21 protein-coding genes are annotated in these 19,702 nt (G+C 55.4%); 2 read left to right on the top strand and 19 right to left on the bottom strand.

Features of this window, described 5'->3' with window-relative positions; all coding sequences use genetic code 11:
* Positions 1–17: 17 nt before the first annotated feature.
* From B3K78_RS13440 to B3K78_RS13475, 8 genes are all read right to left on the bottom strand, one after another.
* On the bottom strand, positions 18–788 hold the full coding sequence (locus B3K78_RS13440; RefSeq protein WP_204995908.1) for an enoyl-CoA hydratase-related protein: 771 nt from the start codon (positions 786–788) through the stop codon (positions 18–20).
* A 16-nt stretch (positions 789–804) separates the two neighbouring features.
* The gene (locus B3K78_RS13445) at positions 805–1,476 is read right to left on the bottom strand and encodes a nitroreductase (protein WP_286695852.1); all 672 of its coding nucleotides are present in this window, start codon (positions 1,474–1,476) and stop codon (positions 805–807) included.
* Between the two features lie 12 nt (positions 1,477–1,488).
* Positions 1,489–2,628 (bottom strand): CaiB/BaiF CoA transferase family protein, encoded by a 1,140-nt coding sequence (locus B3K78_RS13450; protein ID WP_286695853.1) that lies wholly within the window; start codon positions 2,626–2,628, stop codon positions 1,489–1,491.
* 87 nt (positions 2,629–2,715) lie between these two features.
* Entirely contained in the window at positions 2,716–3,537 is an 822-nt protein-coding gene (locus B3K78_RS13455) for a crotonase/enoyl-CoA hydratase family protein (protein ID WP_286695854.1), read from the bottom strand.
* A 104-nt stretch (positions 3,538–3,641) separates the two neighbouring features.
* The gene (locus tag B3K78_RS13460; protein ID WP_286695855.1) at positions 3,642–5,273 is read right to left on the bottom strand and encodes an acyl-CoA synthetase; all 1,632 of its coding nucleotides are present in this window, start codon (positions 5,271–5,273) and stop codon (positions 3,642–3,644) included.
* Positions 5,274–5,476: 203 nt separating this feature from the next.
* Positions 5,477–6,640: a thiolase family protein gene (locus B3K78_RS13465; protein ID WP_286695856.1), complete on the bottom strand. Its 1,164-nt coding sequence runs from the start codon at positions 6,638–6,640 to the stop codon at positions 5,477–5,479.
* Positions 6,640–7,698, bottom strand: a complete 1,059-nt coding sequence (locus tag B3K78_RS13470) for a thiolase family protein (protein ID WP_204995913.1) — start codon at positions 7,696–7,698, stop codon at positions 6,640–6,642. The genes B3K78_RS13465 and B3K78_RS13470 overlap by 1 nt, the downstream gene beginning before the upstream one ends.
* A 1-nt stretch (position 7,699) precedes the next feature.
* Positions 7,700–8,677, bottom strand: coding sequence for a Zn-ribbon domain-containing OB-fold protein (locus B3K78_RS13475; protein ID WP_286695857.1), 978 nt, complete (start codon positions 8,675–8,677; stop codon positions 7,700–7,702).
* A 209-nt stretch (positions 8,678–8,886) separates the two neighbouring features.
* Here B3K78_RS13475 and B3K78_RS13480 point away from each other — a divergent pair, with 209 nt between their 5' ends.
* Positions 8,887–9,300 (top strand): YbaN family protein, encoded by a 414-nt coding sequence (locus B3K78_RS13480; protein WP_204995914.1) that lies wholly within the window; start codon positions 8,887–8,889, stop codon positions 9,298–9,300.
* A gap of 2 nt (positions 9,301–9,302) precedes the next feature.
* On the top strand, positions 9,303–10,016 hold the full coding sequence (locus B3K78_RS13485) for a ZIP family metal transporter (RefSeq protein ID WP_204995915.1): 714 nt from the start codon (positions 9,303–9,305) through the stop codon (positions 10,014–10,016).
* Positions 10,017–10,029: 13 nt separating this feature from the next.
* On the opposite strand, the gene B3K78_RS13490 is transcribed toward B3K78_RS13485, so the two are convergent.
* The 11 genes from B3K78_RS13490 to iscX all read right to left on the bottom strand — a co-directional run bounded on the left by B3K78_RS13490 (position 10,030) and on the right by iscX (position 19,693).
* Positions 10,030–10,422, bottom strand: coding sequence for a group III truncated hemoglobin (locus B3K78_RS13490; RefSeq protein WP_286696200.1), 393 nt, complete (start codon positions 10,420–10,422; stop codon positions 10,030–10,032).
* Between the two features lie 31 nt (positions 10,423–10,453).
* Complete coding sequence (gene der / locus B3K78_RS13495; RefSeq protein WP_286695858.1) at positions 10,454–11,869, bottom strand: ribosome biogenesis GTPase Der; 1,416 nt, start codon at positions 11,867–11,869, stop codon at positions 10,454–10,456.
* A gap of 39 nt (positions 11,870–11,908) precedes the next feature.
* The gene (gene bamB, locus B3K78_RS13500; protein ID WP_204995918.1) at positions 11,909–13,060 is read right to left on the bottom strand and encodes an outer membrane protein assembly factor BamB; all 1,152 of its coding nucleotides are present in this window, start codon (positions 13,058–13,060) and stop codon (positions 11,909–11,911) included.
* Positions 13,061–13,068: 8 nt separating this feature from the next.
* On the bottom strand, positions 13,069–13,755 hold the full coding sequence (locus B3K78_RS13505; protein ID WP_204995919.1) for a YfgM family protein: 687 nt from the start codon (positions 13,753–13,755) through the stop codon (positions 13,069–13,071).
* Positions 13,756–13,780: 25 nt separating this feature from the next.
* A complete protein-coding gene (hisS, locus tag B3K78_RS13510) occupies positions 13,781–15,055 on the bottom strand; it encodes a histidine--tRNA ligase (protein WP_286695859.1) in 1,275 nt (424 codons plus the stop codon).
* Positions 15,056–15,085: 30 nt separating this feature from the next.
* Positions 15,086–16,198 carry a flavodoxin-dependent (E)-4-hydroxy-3-methylbut-2-enyl-diphosphate synthase gene (gene ispG / locus B3K78_RS13515; protein WP_204995921.1) on the bottom strand — a complete coding sequence of 371 codons (1,113 nt, stop codon included), beginning with the start codon at positions 16,196–16,198 and terminating at the stop codon, positions 15,086–15,088.
* Positions 16,195–16,971 carry a helix-turn-helix domain-containing protein gene (locus B3K78_RS13520; protein ID WP_286695860.1) on the bottom strand — a complete coding sequence of 259 codons (777 nt, stop codon included), beginning with the start codon at positions 16,969–16,971 and terminating at the stop codon, positions 16,195–16,197. Before B3K78_RS13520 ends, ispG begins: the two co-directional genes overlap by 4 nt.
* A 5-nt stretch (positions 16,972–16,976) precedes the next feature.
* On the bottom strand, positions 16,977–17,765 hold the full coding sequence (pilW, locus tag B3K78_RS13525; RefSeq protein ID WP_286695861.1) for a type IV pilus biogenesis/stability protein PilW: 789 nt from the start codon (positions 17,763–17,765) through the stop codon (positions 16,977–16,979).
* Between the two features lie 11 nt (positions 17,766–17,776).
* On the bottom strand, positions 17,777–18,925 hold the full coding sequence (gene rlmN, locus B3K78_RS13530; protein WP_286695862.1) for a dual-specificity RNA methyltransferase RlmN: 1,149 nt from the start codon (positions 18,923–18,925) through the stop codon (positions 17,777–17,779).
* 12 nt (positions 18,926–18,937) lie between these two features.
* The gene (ndk, locus tag B3K78_RS13535; RefSeq protein WP_027873633.1) at positions 18,938–19,366 is read right to left on the bottom strand and encodes a nucleoside-diphosphate kinase; all 429 of its coding nucleotides are present in this window, start codon (positions 19,364–19,366) and stop codon (positions 18,938–18,940) included.
* Positions 19,367–19,492: 126 nt separating this feature from the next.
* Entirely contained in the window at positions 19,493–19,693 is a 201-nt protein-coding gene (iscX, locus tag B3K78_RS13540) for a Fe-S cluster assembly protein IscX (protein ID WP_027873632.1), read from the bottom strand.
* Between the last annotated feature and the right edge of the window lie 9 nt (positions 19,694–19,702).

Here is a 19,702-nt window from a genome sequence, read left to right on the forward strand (position 1 = left end):
CCTCACCTCACAGAGAGTTATGCCTTGCGAAACTGGGAAAAATCCGGTGCGCGCTTTTCCATAATCGCTACGACAGCTTCAATATTTTCGGGCTTACCCGCCAGTTTCGCCATGCCTGCTTGTTCAGCATCAATAGCGGCATGAATCGCTGCACGGTGCACTCGGCGCATCAGATCTTTCGTCTCACGCAACGAGCTGACCGGCCACTTCGCAATTTCTCTTGCCTTCTCCATAGCCCGCTCCAGCAGCTCGTCATCGCTGTAAGCCGCCGTGGCAATACCCAGCTCTACTGCGCGCTCAGCCCCCAGCCACTCAGAGGTATACATCAGTTCTGCGGCTTTACGGGCACCGATAACGGCCTGAAGCTGGTAGCTGCTGCCCCACTCAGGCACCAAGCCCAACGCGGTAAAAGGAAAACGCAAACGCAGGGATTCGCCCACATAGACAACATCGGTATGCAGCAGTAAGGTCGCGCCACCACCTATCGCCACGCCCTTGGCCGCGCTCACAATAGGCTTGTTAAAGTCGACCAGACGTCGCGCGCAGCGCTCGAAAGGGTGCTCCCCACCCGCCTCTGAAAAATCGTTTAGATCTACGCCGCTGGAAAAATCACTGCCCGCTCCGGTCACCACCACACAGGCGACCGCCGGATTTTCATCGGCGGCTTCCAGCGCTTCGCCAAAGGCCAGCCACTGTTCATTGCTAAAAGCATTTTTTTTCTCTGGCCGGTTCAGCGTCAGCAGCAGCACACCGTGCTCGTCTAGTTTCTGAAGTACTGTATCGCTCATAGTTATCTCGCTCTATTCAGGAAAAGAACCGCAGGCAATTGTCTGAAGTGTCGCGCTGGGTTCGGCAATTATTCACTGCAGCATCGGTGTCTTCTTCGCCGAAGGAGATACCAAATAGCAGTTTATTTTCCGCACCTATTCCCAGTACCTCTCGCACTAGGTCGGCATTAAAGCTCAGTGCCGTCTGCGGACAACTGGCCAAGCCCTCTGCTGTCAGAGCCAGCATCAGGCTTTGGGCATACATGCCGCAATCGGCTGCTTCGCGCAAACCGAAGGGCTCGGGCAGGAAAATAAATGCCACGTGCGGCGCACCAAAAAACCGAAAGTTTTGCATGAATTGTTCATTGCGCCCGGCTTTATCCTCGCGGGCAATCCCCATCGCGCTGTATAGGTCAGACGCTGCCTGGTATTGGCGCTCCTTGTACACCCCTTGGTATTGACCATCGTAGGGAAAGTCCATGGTCCACTGCCCTGCGGTAAATGCTTCCGGAATCGCCGCTCTGAGTACTTCCAATCGCTCACCACTGACCACCGCGCACAACCACGGTTGCGTGTTACAGTTCGACGGCGCTTGCTGCGCAGCGCGAAAAATCTTCTGTAAGCGCGCCTCGGCTATCGGCTCGGGGCGAAATGCGCGAACTGACCGCCTGCGCTCTAGCACGTCGTAAAAAACGTGTGCGTGATTCATTCTCTCTCCCTATCAGTCTGTACTAACTGCATTCCCCGCAATTAGCGACTCGATCTTTTCTTTATCGAAACCCAGTTCCTGCAGTAGCTCCCGGCTTTGAGCGCCACTCACTGCTGGACCACTTTGTATTTCACCGGGAGTGCGAGACAACCTCGGCGCGACGCCAGTTTGAACCACGCCATCGCGTTCAACAAGGTTCCCTCGCTGGGCGTTATGTGGATGGTCGATTGCCTCATCTAACGGCACAATCGGTGCTACGCAGGCATCAGTGCCGTCGAAAATCGCGCACCACTGTGCCTGAGTCTTTTCCTTAACTCGCGCAGCGATCTGCTCACGCTGACGCGGCCAATCGGCTTTGTTCAACTGCACGCTGTAGTCTGTGCCACCAAAATCAATATCCAGTTTTTCCAGCAACAACGCATAAAACTGTGGCTCGATTGCGCCGAAAGAGATATAGCGCCCGTCTTTGCACTCATAGTTGCGGTAAAACGGCGCGCCGCCATCAAGCATGTTGTGCTCTCGCTCGGCATCCCAGAAGTCGATCGCTTTGAGGCCGTGCAGGGTGCTCATTAACGATGCCGCGCCGTCGCAAATTGCCGCATCGATAACCTGTCCTTTGCCTGACTGGCTTCGCTCATGCAACGCCGCCAGCATTCCCATCACCAGAAATAGCGAGCCGCCACCCAGATCGCCCGCCACATTCAGGGGCACCGGTGGTGGGCGGTCAGCATCGCCCATGCTTGCCAACATGCCACTTAAGGCGATGTAATTAATATCGTGACCGGCTGTCATTGCCAGCGGCCCGTTTTGCCCCCACCCCGTCATGCGGCCGTATATCAACCTTTCATTTGACTGACAGCACACCTCGGGGCCCAGGCCTAGCTTTTCCATCACACCGGGTCGGAAACCTTCGACAAGCATGTCGGCACCATCGATCAGCTGTCGGGCAATCGCGAGTCCGTCTTCTGATTTCAGGTTTAAGGCTATCGAGCGCCGACCACGGGTGCTGACATCACCCGGCTGGCCCAGTGCGCCGCTGCGATCAATTCGGATCACCTCAGCGCCCAGGTCGGATAACAACATACAGGCGTAAGGCCCGGGGCCAATGCCGGCCATCTCGATAACTCTCACGCCGTTTAGTGGCCCAGACATAGCCTCATCCTTCTTAGCGGGGTAATTATTCGTATTGAGAAGTGGGTCGCGGGTAGCGGCGGAAGCATCGTCCGCCGCTGCGACGGACTATTCGCCGGTGAATTCGGCGGGACGTTTTTCTTTGAAGGCCCGCATGCCTTCTTTGGCATCCTTGGAGGCAAACACCGGGCCTGCCAGCTCATCGGACTTCAACATCGCCTCGTCTTCTGCCAGGTGCTCGGTGTGCTCACGCAATGAACGCGTCACCGCTTTCACCGCCAGCGGGCCATTTGCACAGATTTTTTCGGCTATTTTCTTCGCTTCGTTCAAGGTTTCACCCTTGGGCACAATGCGGTTAATCAAGCCAAATTCCAGCGCCTGCTGTGCACTAACGTGCTCACCAAGCAGCAGAATTTCAGCGGCAATGCAGTAGGGAATTTGTTTGCGCAGACGCACAGTTGAGCCAGACATCGGATATAGGCCACGCGCCACTTCCGTCACACCGAAGATGGCATCCTCAGCCGCAACGCGAATATCAGTACCCTGAAGAATTTCCGTTCCACCCGCCAGCGCATAACCTTCCACAGCAAGGATCAATGGCTTGCAGGGGCGGTTGTCACGCAGCAGTGCCTGCCAATGGATATTGGGCACTGTGGCCATCAATTCCATAAACTCTTCCGTGCTGCGCTGTTGGCCATCCGCTCCGGCCTTAAGGTCCATACCCGCACAAAAGGTATCGCCGTTGGCGGTAAGAATAGCGCAGCGAAGATCGTCGTCTTCATCCAGCAAGCGCCACGCTTTATAGAGCCCCAACAGCATTTCAGGGCTGAACGCATTTTTTGCTTCCGGGCGGTTCAGGGTAACAATCAGTACGTGGCCGTCTTTTTCAACGATGCAGTTTTCGGTACTGATAGGCAGTTCGGTAGGCATGATTGGCTCCATTCGCAATTCATTGTTATGAGAATAAGTGAAAAGCAGCGGCCATGAATGCGGGCAGAGTGTGCCGGAGTAGCATCGCTACCCCGGCCCCGGGGTCAGGAAACCTGCCCCTCACCACTCAGCGCAAAGGCTTTTGCTGTTTTATAGTCGGGCTTGCCGCTGGGGGCGCGAGGAATTTCTGCAATGATATGCACCTCGCGTGGCACCTTGTAACCCGCCACATGTTTGCGGCAATGCTCTTGAACATTCTTAAGGTCGAGGTCGACACCCTCGCGCGCCTGAATAACCGCACTCACGCGGCTACCCCAACGCTCGTCGGGAACGCCAATGACCAGTGCATCGAAGACACCGTCGTGGGCCTTAAGCGCGTCTTCAACCTCTTCGGGGAAAATTTTCTCACCACCGCTGTTAATACAATTTGAGCCGCGGCCGAAGACAGTAATTGACCCATCTTCTTCCAGCTTGGCGGCATCGCCCGTCAACAACCAGGTCTTACCGTCCACCTCAACGAAGGTCTTCGCGGTTTTTTCAGGGTCGTTGTAGTAGCCCATTGGGATGTAACCCGCGCGAGCAAAGATACCGGTTTCGCCGAGTTCAGCGTGACGACGCGGTTGGTCTGGCTCGTCGATAATCACGTCCATGTAGTCGGTACGACTAACGTTGCCAAGTCCCGATGCCGTTTTCTTGCTGCCGTTATCCATGCCCATTTGGCCGCCTTCCGACGAACCAAACGCGTTGGTAACAAAGACATTAGGGAAATGCTTCTTGAAGGCCTCTTGCTTGGCTTCAGAAAAGATCGCACCGCCTGAACCAACGTTAAATACTGCCGACAAATCCCAGCGACCGGGGTTCGCATCGAGTGCATCCAACAGGGGAATAGCCATGGCATCGCCAACGATCTGCACAGCATTCACTTTTTCGTCCGCAACGATCTGCCATACCTCGGCACCGTCGAAGGAGCGATTGTGATTAAGCACCAGCTTGTTGCCCGCAAGCAGCTGGATACAGGCATACCACCACGATGCGCCATGCATCAACGGCGCCAGTGCGATACCGGTCAGCGGGTGCTCGCCGACACGCTCGGTAATATCTTCTGGCTTCTCACAGGGGCCGAGTGGCGAAAAGTGACCGCCGCCGCCCATCGCCGCAAAAAATACATTTTTATGCGGCCACATAACGCCCTTAGGCATGCCCGTAGTGCCACCTGTGTAGAGCACAAAGTAGTCGTCATCGGCACGCTCAGCGAAATCGCGCTCGGCGCTCTGTCCTTCACAGGCCTGCGCGTAGTCGATAGACCCAATGCTGGCGATGTCTGCATCGCTACCGTCATCCACCGACACGAATACTTTCAGTTTCTTCGCCGCCGAACGAACATCAGCAATATGCGGGGCGAACTCGCGGTGATGCACACAGGCAACCATGTCTGCATTATCAAAGATGTAAAGCAGCTCATCTTTCACATAGCGGTAGTTAACATTGATAGGCACCGCGCGAATTTTGAAGCAAGCCAGCATCGCTTCCAGATATTCGTTGCAGTTGTACATGTACAAACCAACGTGGTCGCCGGCCTTCACACCCTGACTGCTCAGGTAGTGGGCCATACGGTTGGCGCCAGCATCCAGCTCGGCGTAGGTCGCACGGCTACTGCCACATACCAGTGCTTCACGGCTGGGTACTTTATCGGCAACGGCTTCAAACAAATCCGCAAGGTTAAAATGCATGCTCATAGTGGGTCCCTGTTAGATCAACGCCGCCTCGACGGCGGCGCCAATTTGTTTAATTGTTATCTCTGCGATGACTCGCAGTAATGTATCGCAACCGTATTGCCGGGCAGGCCAGAACGGCGTATAGCCCAACACAGTAACAAGGCCATTCTCACCCAGCCATCCTCCCAAGGGACGAGTTGAGGGGGATGGCTGATGACCATTTGTTAATGCTTTTCGCTGCTCACTATCCACATTGAGTAGAACTGGGCACCACCACCGTAGGCGTGGCCCATTGCCGTCTTGGCACCGTCCACCTGATGGTCTCCCGCTTCACCGCGCACCTGCTGCGCTGCTTCGGCAAAGCGGATCATGCCCGAGGCACCAATCGGGTTCGACGACAGTACGCCACCAGAGCAGTTCCAGGGAATATCGCCGCCTTCCAGTAGGGAGGTTGCGCCGCTCATGGTGAGCTCCCACCCCTTACCTTCTTCGGCAAAACCGAGGTTTTCCAGCCACATGGGCTCATACCAGGAGAAAGGTACATAGATCTCAGCGCAATCGAGGTCCTTGCGAGGGTTGTCGATACCCGCTTGCTTGTACACGTCCTTCGCACAATCGCGGCCCGCTTGTGGGTTAACCTGCTCACGGCCGGCGTACATAGTCGGCTCTGAACGCATTGCCGCACCGCGAATCCACGCTGGCTTGCCCGGTGATTGCTCGGCAAGATCTTCATTGGCAATAACCATCGCGCAGGCACCATCAGACGACGGACAGGCCTCAAGGAAGCGCAGTGGCTCCCACAGCATTGGGCTGTCTTCGACCTCTTTCATGGTAATTTCTGGCAGCTGTAGATGCGCCAGCGGGTTTTTGGCACCATGCAGGCGGTCTTTCACGGCAACTTTAATACCCGCGTCATAGGGGGCATTAGAACGGCGCATATACTCGCGAATAATCGGCGCAAAATAACCGCCAGCACCCGCATTCAAGTGTGGGGAAAATGGCTGAGGGTTGGACAATGCCCACATGGCGTTGGACTCGGATTGCTTCTCAAACGACACCGTGAGAATGCGTTTGAACACGCCGCTCTGCACGTAGGATGCCGCCACGATAGCCGTGGAGCCCCCAACCGAGCCAGCAGTGTGCACACGCAGCATTGGCTTGCCGTTACAACCCAGTGCATCGGTGAGGTACAGCTCGGGCATGATAACGCCCTCGAACATGTCCGGCGCCTTGCCGAGGATGACGGCATCGATGTCATCCCAGGTTAGCTGGGCATCATTGAGCGCATTCTGCGCCGCTTCGCGAACTAGGCCCGCGATTGATACGTCGCCGCGCTTTGTTTTGTATTTGGTCTGACCGACGCCGACCACAGCAGCTAATTGAGCCATTATTGGGCCTCCAGTACAGTTACCAGGTTTTGTTGCAGACACGGCCCCGACGTTGCGTGTGCCACGCCGCGCTTGCCTTCACCGTTGATTAATCGCATGGCCACTTCACCGATGCGCGACAGGCCAGAGGCCATCATCACATTGCCTGCCAATACGCCGCCCGACGGGTTTACCTTGGTGTCATCGGATAAATTCAGCGCCCGGCGCAGGATGATTTCCTGGTGGCTGAACGGCGCATACAACTCGGCAATATCCACTGGCCCCTGCGCGACACCAGCCGCCTCAGCCGCTTGCTTGGTAGAGATTGATTGCGTTAGATCGCGCGAGCCGATGTGGTGGGTCTCGATGCGGTGATCAATCCCCTTAATCACGGCATAGGGCTTACCCCATTCTTTAGCCTTCTCGACGGTGCAGATAATCATTGCACAAGCGCCATCAGAGATTGGGCAGCAATCGTGGCGACGCAGTGGCGATTCATACTCGGGCTCGGCGAGCAGCTCATCAACACTGACATCACCCTTAAGCTGAGCGTGGGGGTTGTTGGCGGCGTTTTTGCGTGAGCGCGCAACGACCTCAGCCATCTCGGCTTCAGTAATCAAACCCTGCTCCAGCATCACCCGCGCCTGCATGGCAGCAAAGGCAATGGTGTCCACCCAGAGTGGCGCCAAGTAATAGGGGTCGAGTTGTTGAGAGAGTACGATCGGCAATTCGCCTGGCGACGACTTACCAAAGCCGTAAATCAGTGCCGACTCGGCCTGGCCCATTTGAATTTTTAGCCAAGACTCATAGAGCGCCCAGGCGGCGTCCATCTCAACGTGTGACTCTTTAATGGGTGGCACGGCACCCAGCGCGTCAACACCCGCCACAAATGCGAAGGCTGCGCCCTGCTGGTAGTCGCAACTACCAGAGCAGGTGAAGTCAACATCCTGAGCACTGTTAATACCCGTCTGCTTGTAGACTTCCTGCAAGACCGGCATGATCAGCTCAACTTCGTTGCGAGCGCCAGCATCGCGCACACAATCAGACTGGGCAAAGGCTACAATAGCTACATCGCGCATCTTAACGGCCCCCTTTTTTCAATTTGCCAATTTCTTCCACCGGAACATCGGGCTCGTCGATGGGCTTGAAGTACTGGATATTTTCCATGGCATAGCCCCACTCTTCTTCGGGCTTCCACACGGCTTCAACCCGCATACCAATACGCACATCTTCGTTCTTACACTCACTGAGCAGGTGCAGGAAACTGATATTGGCGCCGTCTAGCACCAGGTTTGCAATCACGTAGGGCGGCTTGATCGGGTTGTTGGGAATGGGGATATACACGATAGTGAACGACTCGACGGTAGCCTTATTGGTCAATTCAACTTCGTCGGTTGTCGCCACACCACAGGCGGCGCAGCTACCGCGTGGGGGAATATAAACGTTTTCACAGGAGGGGCAGCGCTGTCCTACCAACTTACCTTTCTTGAGTTCAGCCAGGTAACGTGCGGTCGCGCCACCTGCAGTGAAGTTGTAGGTCAGGTAGCTGGGCGAGTCGATACCCGTGATAGGCTCTTCCGCCTCATTAGCTTGGTAGTCTTCACTCAGCGCGGTCGCCTCGGGAACAAAGCCATTGATATCAGAGATTAAGCCCTGGGTTTTCTCTGCCCAGCGCGCTTTTACACGCATACCCGTAGACATCTGCGCCGCATCATCCGCATCCACCCAATGAAGCATGGGCGTATCAGCGCCATCGAGCTTAATTAGCGCCCAGGCAAAGGGTTTGTCGCTTGGGTGCGCCTTACGCGGCTCACTGACCCAGCTCCACGTTTGCACAACGCCGCAATCGGCAACATCCACAAACTCGCTCAGCGCTTGCGCACTCACTGGATCAAATTCGACCGGCGGCATAAGCACCTTGCCGTCGCTGCCTTTGATACCAACCATTTTCCGGTCGCGCAACGCTGTGAGAAACTGGCCCACAATAGGGCCGGTTGAACGGGTATAGGTATACCCCAATGTAAAGGCCTGACTTAAAATTTCAGCCGATGAAGACATCTCGTCTCTCCTTGGTAATGTACCCTGCCCTGCAGCTACTTAGGCCATATGGCCGATAGTGCAATAGCAGGCCCAGATTTGGCTTGCCGGAGGAGTATCTCTGTGAGGCTTAAACCAGACAATGTCGCTGCTGATCACTCTGCTGACAAAAACGATCAGCGCGCTAAAATGCCACAGACAACAAACCCAGAGGTCGTACGCCACTCAACATGAAGTCACCCTACGAGCACCGCAATCCCGTCATCCGCTATAGCCTGATCGCCATAGGCTGGCTGTCATTTGTCTTGGGGATGATCGGCTTATTGCTGCCCGTGGTGCCGACATCGCCTTTTTTGATTCTCAGCGCCGCTTGCTTTCTTCGCAGCTCGCCCAAGTTCTATCGCTGGTTAACTGAGCACCCCTGGTTCGGTGTGTACATTCGCTATTACATTGAGGGGCAAGGCATTCCCAAAAAGATAAAGGCGCTGATCATCACCGTGCTGTGGATAATGATGTTAAGTAGCGCCTTTTTGATCGTGCGAATCCCCTGGGTAAGCGCCGTGCTGTGCAGCATCGCCGCGCTAGTCAGTATCTACATACTGCGCCAACCCACCCCGGATGCTGAGCAGAGCGAGTCTGAATAAGTATGTCCGACATCCTGCAAATAATGCTCTACGCTGGACTGGCCGGCGTCGCCATTCCCATAGGCGGCCTGCTGGCACGCATTGAACACCTCGGCCCGGATTGGCTAGAGAACGAATTTCGCCACTTCGTTATCGCCTTTGGTGGCGGCATCTTGCTGGGCGCGGTTAGCTTGGTTTTAGTGCCGGAAGGCCTGAAAGGTATGGACATGCCAGCGCTGGCCATCATCACCATTGTGCTGGGTGGCCTGTGTTTTTTCGCCATTGAGAGAGCAATGGGCTTGCGGCGACGAGAGTCACCACAATTAATGGGGATGATGCTCGACTACATCCCCGAAGCGATCGCCCTGGGCGGGCTGATGGCGACGGGGTCACCGACGGCTGCACTGATGGCGCTGCTGATAGGATTACAAAACCTGCCCGAGGGCTTCAACGCCTACCGTGAGCTCAATCAAATTAGCGCCAACGCGCGCCGTAGCTTGAGAATAATGTATGCCTTTGTGCCGCTGGGACCGATCGCCGGCCTACTCGGTTATCTGTTCCTGGGCGATGCACCAGGCATCTTAGGTGGGATTATGCTGTTCGCTTCAGGCGGGATTTTGTACCTGATATTTCAGGATATTGCACCGCAGTCGCGGCTCGACAAACACTGGGCACCGCCTCTCGGGGCAGTTATGGGGTTTTGCCTGGCGCTGGCAGGCACCATGCTTAGCCATTAAAACTGGGCGCCCTTCAGGATGACAGGGCGTGTTCCATATTGGTGGCGATGCGCTTGGCGATCATTTTGGCGCGCTCAGTTTTGGGGCCGGCAAAATGACTGTCCGCAGTTTGCTCGAAGTAGCTCAGCCAGCGTTCAAAATCGGCAGGTGTCAGGGTTTGCTTGGCGTGAAGCGCACGGTGAATATTCATGGTGTGGCGCTGGTAATTATCACCGCCCAGCAGCAGTTTCTCCCAGTAAGCCTGAATTCGCGGAAAATGCTCACGAATATCGATGTTGGCAACATCGATAAAAATGGGTGCCAGGCGCTCATCGGCCAGCAAGCTCTCGTAAAACGCCTCGACAAACTCACGAATACGCTCGGGCGTATCCATATCGGCATTGGCAGGCGTGGTAGGTAAAGACATATTCACAACGCTTTCCACGGGCGATTGCGCGTTAACGCCCGCGTTTTTTCTTGTTTTCTTTCTTCTTAACAAAGCTGACCAAACGACGCTTGCGGTCTATTTGGCGCTTGCTAAGCTGATTCTTCTTGCCCTCGTAGGGGTTATCGGAGGTTTTGTACTCAATGCGGATAGGCGTGCCCACCATATTCAGCTCGCGGCGGAAAACTTTCTCCAGATAGCGCGTATAGCTATTGGGCACCTTGCTGGTTTGATTGCCGTGAATAACCACGATAGGCGGGTTGTGACCACCGGGGTGGGCATAGCGCAATTTGATTCTGCGACCATTGATCATCGGCGGCGCATGGTCGTAGACCGCCCCTTCCAGGATCATCGTTAAACGGCGGGTTTGCAGATCCTGAGTCGCAGAGCGGTAGGCCTTTTCTATCGACTCATACAAATGCCCTACCCCCGTACCATGCAGGGCAGAAATGAAATGCACTTCAGCAAAATCGATGAATTGCAGGCGGCGGTCTAACTCTGTCTTGATACGATTTTTCTGATCGGTGGTCAGGCCATCCCATTTGTTGATCGCGACCACCACCGCGCGTCCGGCATCGACAACTTGTCCCAACAAGTGAAGGTCCTGATCGACGATATTCTCGCGACCGTCCATCACCAAAATCACTACATTGGCGTCATCGATGGCCTTGAGGGTCTTAACAATTGAAAACTTTTCTACCGCTTCGTTAATGTGACGGCGTTTGCGCACGCCCGCGGTATCGATCAGGGTATAGGGTTCCCCATCGCGCTCATAATTGATGTACACACTGTCGCGGGTGGTACCCGGCTGATCGTAGACGACAACGCGATCTTCGCCGAGCATGCGGTTAACCAGGGTGGACTTACCCACATTTGGCCGGCCAACTACCGCTATTTTTTTACCGGTGGCTTTTTCTCTTTCGGCGGCTTCATCAGCCTCGGGAAACAGGGCGAGAACATCGTCGATCAGCTTGCGCACACCCTTGCCGTGCGTCGCAGTCAGAGGATAAATCGTCGAGGCGCCGGTTTGGTAAAACTCCGCCATGGCCACATTGGGGTCGGCGCCATCCACTTTATTGGCAACGAAAAACACCGGCTTCGAGCAGCCACGCAGGTGGTTGACCAGCCCCTGGTCAGCAGGCATCAAGCCGGCACGCGAATCTAGCATCAGCAGCACGGCATCCGCTTCATCAATGGCCTGCAATGACTGCTGCGCCATCGCTTCATCAATGCCCTCTTCATCGCCGTTGATGCCGCCGGTATCAATAACGATGAAATGGCGATCACCGAGAATGGCATCGCCGTATTTGCGGTCGCGGGTCAGCCCGGGAAAATTCGCCACCAAGGCATCGCGGCTCTTGGTTAAGCGATTAAACAATGTAGATTTGCCCACATTGGGGCGGCCGACTAAGGCGATTACCGGAACCATACTTCTCTTACCTGAATATACACCGCGTCAGCCAATCGACTATCGATCGGTAACTTTATACGCTACCAATTTACCGCTGTTGCCGTAGACATAAAGCAGCTTTCCATCCACCGCCATGGGCGCTCGCAAGCCGTCGCTGTCTACCCGCGTGCGGCCGATAAGCTGGCCATCTAATTGGCCCAGCAGGTGCAGGTAGCCGTCAAAATCGCCAACCGCAACAACACCGCTTAATGCCGCCGGCTCTGTTAAGCGCCGACGCGCCAATACGGTTTGCGTCCAAACAATGCTCTGGCCACCTTCGGCAATCGCACTAACACCGCCTTCGGCGTCGACCACGTAGATGTTACCGAGTGCTTCGGCCGCGCCCACGTAGCTGGAATTGTCTTTCGCCCACAGCGGCCGGCCGCTGGCAATATCAATGGCGATCACTTTGCCCTGATATCCGTTAACGACCACTATTTGCTCGTTTTCAATCAACAGCAAGCGGCCGTCGACGTCGACCAGACGATCAATTTCGGTACTGCCCTGCGCGACCGCTACGCGCTGTTCCCAACGCACGGTGCCAGTATCGGCGTCCAGAGCAACAATACGGCCATTGGCCAAGCCCACTAGGGCAACACCGCGAACAATCACCGGGCTGCTGGTGCCGCGCATAGTAAGGCGAGGAACCTGCGAGGTATAAGTCCACAGGCGCTCTCCCGATTCGGCATTCAGGCCATGTACCAAGCCGCTGTAGGTTTGCACCACAACGACGCTGCCATTGCCTGCCGGTGCGCCAAGTACCTCACCACTGACCGCCGTGCGCCACAGCTCGTCGCCACTGAGGCGATCCAACGCGACCACTTCACCGTCGGCGGTTCCCACATACAACTGCGTCGAGGCAACACCCACGCCACCGGAGATGTTCAGCTCGTGGTATTCCTTCCAGAGTTTTTTGCCGGTCTTTTTATTCAAGGCCGCGACACCACCATCTGCCGAGGCAATGAAAATTTCATCGCCATCGATAGCCGGTGCAATACGGTAGTAAGACTCTCCTTGCCCATCTCCCAGAGAGTAAGACCAAGCCTTTTTGAGTCGTTTTTGCTCGTCAAAGCTTGTCAGCGGCGCGGGGTCGCTGCTTTTCGGGGTCGAGGAGCAGGCCGCCAGCACACTGCCTAGCAGAATAAATACGAGTGGGCGCAACAGTGACATAGCCATTCCTAGTTTTGAGCCGTGGTATTTTTGTCAGCGCCTTGTTCGGCGGCCAGGCTGTTAATTTTCATTTTTAACAGCGGATTATTCAGCGGATTTTCCTGTTGACGATTGATAGCGTCAGCTTGGCGGTAGGCCTCAAGCGCTGCAGCCTTGTCGCCCTGCGCACGCATCACGTCGCCCTGCAATTCCAGAGCCTGCACAGCAGCACTGCCGTCTTTCAGCCCCTCAGCAATCGCCAGCGCGGCATCGAGTTCGCCCTTGGCAAATTGCACGCGAGCCAAGCGCAACTGCGTTTGCGCCTTTATCGCCGCATCTGGCCCCTGCGCCAACACCCAATTCAGCTCAGCTTCTGCAGCGTCGTAATCGCCGTCATTGACAGCATATTTCGCCTGGATAAGCGCCGCGTATTGGGCATAGCTATGGCCTGAAAACCCGTCTTTTAGCGTATTCGCCAAGTGCTCAGCGGTTTCGCGCTTGCTGCCGTTACTTTGCACGGCGGCGTCGGCCTGCAGCAGATTCTCATAGAGCACCGAGGCCTCAGCAGCGCGGTCAGCCTGATAGTTATTCCAGCCACGCCAGCCGAATACCAAGCTCAGCGCAATGGCCACGCCCAGCACGGTAGACTTGCCGTTTTCGCGCCACCAATGCTTGATAGCTTCTACTTGTTCTTCTTCTGTACGGTAGGTTTCCACGTTCTTCCTCAAGCCTTCAGCTGTCTTACAACAGCGTTGTTTTAATATGTTCAGCCAGATCGCTGATAGCCAATTGTTGCTGGTTCGGTTCACCACGCAAGACCTTGACCGTTACCTGCTCGTTGGCCAGCTCGTCTTCACCGAGAACAACGGCCACGGCGGCGCCACTTTTATCCGCTTTCTTAAACTGGCTTTTAAAGCTGCCACCGCCACAGTTAAGCACGACCTTCACCGCAGGCAGCGCGTCTCGCAGAGACTCCGCCAGGCTCAGAGCGCGAATTTCGCAGGCTTCGCCATTGGCGATGATATAGACATCAGCAAGGGGTTTTGATTCCGGCAGCGCCTCTAGGGTTTCCAGCAGCAGACACAGCCGCTCCAAGCCCATTGCAAAGCCCACCGCCGGGGTCGCTTTGCCGCCCAATTGTTGCACCAGGCCATCGTAGCGCCCGCCAGCGCAGACCGTTCCCTGAGCCCCCAGCGCCGTCGTCGTCCATTCAAACACTGTGAGGCCATAGTAATCCAGCCCCCTTACCAGTTTCGGGTTCAGGGTGTAACTCAGGCCAGCCGCGTCCAAGCGCGCGCACAGACCGTCGAAGTGTGCCTTGGAGGCATCGTCTAAATAGTCAGACAATAACGGCGCATCACTCAGCAAAGCCTGAGTTTCGGGCACTTTACTGTCGAGAATCCGCATCGGGTTGGTGTCCAAACGACGCTGGCTGTCAGCGTCTAACTGGTCTTTATACTGGCTGAGATAATCCACCAAGGCCTGGCGATAGCGGCCGCGGGACTCGCTGTTGCCAATGCTGTTTAACTCCAGCGTCAGGGCATCGCTGATTCCCAACTGCTGCCATAGACGCGCGCTGAGCAAAATCAGTTCGGCGTCAATGTCCGGGCCATTTAAGCCAAAGGTTTCGACACCAATTTGATGAAATTGACGCAAGCGCCCCTTCTGCGGGCGCTCGTGACGAAACATCGGCCCGGCATACCACAGCCGCTGAACTTGATTGTGCAGCAAACCATTTTGGTCGCAGGCGCGCACACAGCTTGCGGTGCCTTCCGGGCGCAAAGTCAGACTATCGCCGTTGCGGTCTTCGAAGGTATACATCTCCTTCTCGACGATATCAGTAACCTCGCCAATAGAGCGCTTAAACAGCTCGGTTTGCTCCAAAATGGGGAAGCGAATTTCCCGGTAGCCGTAGCGCGCCAACAGCGCCGCTACTGTGGACTCCAGGTACTGCCATAACGGCGAGTCCTCGGGGAGGATGTCATTCATCCCGCGGATCGATTGAATTCTAGCCAAGTGTTTACCTATTACCACTGCACCCGATGCTTAGCTGCGGGCGATCAGGTCCTTGTCTTGTTGTTCTTTGAGAGCCACTTTTTCGCGGATCAGTTTTTCAAGGTGATCCACCAACTCGGGGTTTTGCACTTTGTGATCTTTCTGGCCGTTAACGTACACCAGGTTATTGGGCGTACCGCCAGTCAGGCCAATTTCCGCTTCTTTCGCTTCACCAGGGCCGTTAACAATACAGCCGATCACGGCGACATCGAGAGGTGTGGTGACATCTTCCAAGCGCGATTCAAGTTCGTTCATGGTGCCAATAACATCAAAGTTTTGGCGGGAACAACTCGGACACGCGATGAAATTGATGCCCTTGGTGCGCAGCTTCAGGCTCTTGAGGATTTCGTAACCAACTTTTACTTCCTCTACCGGATCGGCAGCCAAAGACACTCGAATTGTATCGCCGATGCCATCCATTAATAGCATACCCAAGCCCACGGCAGACTTGACGGTACCGCCGCGCAAGCCACCGGCCTCGGTAATACCCAGGTGCAGAGGCTGCTCAATTTGACTGGCTATTTGCCGATAGGCCGCCACCGCCATAAAGACATCGGAGGCCTTCACACTCAGCTTGTAGTCTTGAAAGTCGAGACGATCGAGAATGTCGATGTGGCGCATCGCCGACTCCACCAATGCCTCGGGAGTGGGCTCGCCATACTTGCGCTGCAGCTCTTTTTCCAATGACCCGGCATTCACGCCAATACGAATGGGTATATTGCGTGCTTTTGCGGCGTCGATAACAGCGCGCACGCGATCTTCCCTGCCGATATTGCCCGGGTTGATGCGCAGACAATCCACGCCGTATTCCGCGACCTTCAAGGCAATTTTGTGATCGAAGTGAATATCGGCCACCAGCGGCACATTGACTTGCTCGCGGATTTTCTTAAAGGCTTCTGCGGCGTCCATGCTCGGCACCGAAACCCGCACGATATCTGCACAGGCATCTTCCAGACGTCGAATTTGGGCCACCGTCGCGTCGACATCACAGGTGTCGGTATTCGTCATACTCTGCACCGAAATCGGTGCGTCGCCGCCCACAGCGACATCGCCGATAAATATCTGGCGAGACTTGCGGCGTTTAATGGGTGATTCCATCTTCATAATTCACCAATCTGCACACGCACGGCGTTGCTTTCTGCCAAGCCATTGAGGTCAACAGCCTGCTGGTTGTAGGTAATTTCCAGTGCCGGCCAATACGCTATGGCGATTTGCACTGGCCCTTGGAGGTCGAGTTCCTGCTTTTGCCCAGCGTCAATATTGCCGCTGAACTGCATAGCGTTGTTGGCATCGCGCACTTCCACCCAGACCGTTTCGTCGGCGAGCAGCGTCATGCTGACATCATGCAATAGTTCGGGTGGGACTCGCGGGGCCGTGCCGCTGTCCGGAAGTTGTAGCAGCGACTCACCCAGCGACGGCCTCGCGCGCAACTCTACCAGCGGCGCATAGCGCTCCTCAATCAAGCTGAGCTGTATTTCCGGCTGTTTTTGGCCGTTGAAGAGCAGCACACTCAACCCCCAAATCAGCAGCGTTCCCAGCAGGGCAAACAGTAACTTCGCCTGACCCGGCGCGCGCGTTTGTCCCTGGGGGCGTTTTTTGGCGGCCTGCTCTTCATCGCGGCGACAAATACGTTCGCAGTCATTGAGCAGCGGTGCTTCGTCCAGCCCAAAATAACGCGCGTAGCTGCGTATATATCCCCGGGCAAACATTGGCGAGTTAAAACGGGAGTAGTCGTTACTCTCCAGCGCCTCAACGTGGGTCTTCAACAGGTTCAGCGCCTCAGCCACCTCTTCAACGCTTTTGCCGGCGCTCAGCCGTGCATCGAGCAACACGGACCCGGGCGGCGCGGTATAGTTGTCGTTTGAACCTCGGCCCATAGCCCTTACTGCCCCACCGAGTTTAGCGAGGCTTTATACAGCAGATATTCTTCTGATTTAGGGTAAAGATTTTTTAACGCCAGTACATTGCTCGCATAGGCATCGCGGTCGTCAAAGATCTGAGCCAGGCGAATTCCCAGCCACAGCGATGCCGCTGAGGGGCGAACGCCCTGCTCGCGAAACGCATCGTAAAAGCGCTGGGATTCCGGATATTTTTTCTGACGATAGGTCACTTCAGCCATCGACAGCAGAACTTGCGCATTGCTGCTTTGCATCAGGAGTGCGCGCTTGAAGGCCGCTTCAGCCTTGGGCAATTCATCCAGCTTCAGGTAGCAGCGCCCAAGGTTGATAAAGGCTTCCAAACGGCGTTCGTAAAGTAGTTCAGCGGTAACAATTTCGAGGTTCTCAGCGGCCTCGCGATACTGCTCTTGCTGGTACAAAAACGCCGCAAAATTATTTCGAATGCGCATCGACTTAGGCGCTTCGGCCACTGCGCGCCGGTAATACTTCTCAGCCATCTCCAACTCTCCGGTATTCTGGTATACCAGAGCGAGGGCTTCCATGGTTTCGGCGTTATGGGGGTTGCTCTCTTCAACGTATTGAAGGTGGCGCTTTGCCTGCTCCCAATTACCTTGGGCGATATAACTTTTCGCGAGCTGGAGTGAGGTCTCGTATGCTTTTTGCTCGTCGGCTTTCTCGGCGAAGCCGCCCTTGTGAGTCGTTACACACGCAGACAGTAACGCTGCCAACGCACAGCTCACGATTAATGGGTACTTTTTCGGTCCTGCTGGCACCTGTGCCCCCTTTACATCACCCGAATGATTTGTGTTTCTTCCGCTTTTCGACGATGACGCTCTGCGCGACGAGTGCGGTCTTGCACCTGGCCGGCTAGCTGGCCGCAGGCGGCGTCAATATCGTCGCCACGCGTCGTTCTCACCGTCGTCACGTAACCGGCGTCGGTCATCACCTGCCAAAATCGTGATACCGCCGACTTCGACGGCCGCTGATAGTCTGACAGAGAAAAAGGGTTAAAGGGGATAAGATTGACCTTACAGGGTAAATCACGCAAGACCTGAGCAAGCTCTCTTGCCTGATCCATGCTGTCATTAACCCCTGCAATAAGGGTGTACTCTACGGTGACCACACGATGTTTGTCGGGCTGCTTATCGAGGTAACGACGACATGCCGCCAACAATTCCGCAATAGGATAGCGGCGGTTGATGGGCACCAACTCATTGCGGAGCGCGTCATTAGGGGCGTGAAGTGAGACCGCCAGTGACACCTCTGATACGTCGCCCAGCTTATCCAGCATCGGCACCACACCCGATGTGCTGAGGGTAACCCGGCGCTTGGACAAACCGTAACCGAAGTCGTCCATCATCAGGTTGGTGGCATCCACCACATTCTCAAAATTCAGCAGGGGCTCACCCATGCCCATCATCACTACATTGGTGACGACGCGATTCTTACCGGGGCCAAAGGCATCGTAGGATTTGATTGCTAGCCACACCTGACCGAGGATCTCTGAGGCGGTGAGATCCCGCTGGAAACCCTGTTTACCCGTTGAACAAAAACTGCAATCGAGACTGCAGCCGACCTGAGATGACACGCACAACGTGCCGCGTTGGCCGTCGGGAATAAACACCGTTTCAACTAAATTATTGCCGCCGACTTCAATCGCCCACTTTCGCGTGCCGTCTTTGGAGTCGAGCTGGCGCACCACTTTTGGCGGACGAATCTCGGCAAGCTCACCCAGTTTGGCACGCAGCGCCTTACCGAGGTTGCTCATTTGCTCGAAATCGTCAACACCGGAGTGGTGAATCCACTTCAGGATTTGCTGGGCACGGAAGGGCTTCTCGCCAATGGAGGCCAACCAAGCCTCCATTTTTGAGCGCGTCATTCCAAGCAGGTTTACCCGCTCAGTGTGTTGAGTGACTGCCTCTTGCACTTCCATGCCCCACCCCTCTTATGCGCGCTCGCAGAGCTCGCTAGTGGCGAAGAAGTAAGCAATTTCACGCGCAGCAGACTGCTCAGAGTCAGAACCGTGTACTGCATTGGCATCGATAGACTCGGCGAAATCCGCGCGAATGGTGCCCGCTTCCGCTTCCTTCGGGTTAGTCGCACCCATCAGCTCGCGGTTTTTCAAAATTGCGCCTTCACCTTCAAGCACCTGCACAGTGACAGGACCAGAGGTCATGAAGTCAACCAGAGCGGGAAAGAATGGACGCCCTTTGTGCTCAGCGTAGAAGCCTTCGGCTTGCTCGCGGCTCAAGCGCAGCATTTTTGCCGCGATGATTTGCAGGCCCGCTTTTTCGAAGCGGCTGTAAATCTCACCGACAACGTTTTTGGCAACTGCATCGGGTTTTACAATGGAAAGGGTGCGTTCAACGCCCATTTGAATATCTCCAGCTTAAAGTTCAAAAATTGGGGCAAGCCCCCGAAAAATCGACGGAATTATACGCGTATTCGCCCCAAATAGGTACGCACTCGCTGCGCTGGGCTCAGGCACAATTACCGAGGGCTAGTCGCGCTCGTCCAGCCACGCCGCTTGAATCGCCTCCAGCACTTTCTCGCCACTGCGCTTGGGGTCATCATCGAACTCATCCAGCTCCACAACCAGGCGGTGCAGATCCACAAAGTTAATGTATGTTGGGTCGATATCAGGGTGCTTTTCGGCGAGTTCAATGCCGATATCCAGTACATCCGTCCATTTTATGCCCATGGTTTACTC

The sequence above is a fragment of the Spongiibacter sp. UBA1325 genome, assembly GCF_002306875.1.
Taxonomy (GTDB): Bacteria; Pseudomonadota; Gammaproteobacteria; order Pseudomonadales; family Spongiibacteraceae; genus Spongiibacter; species Spongiibacter marinus.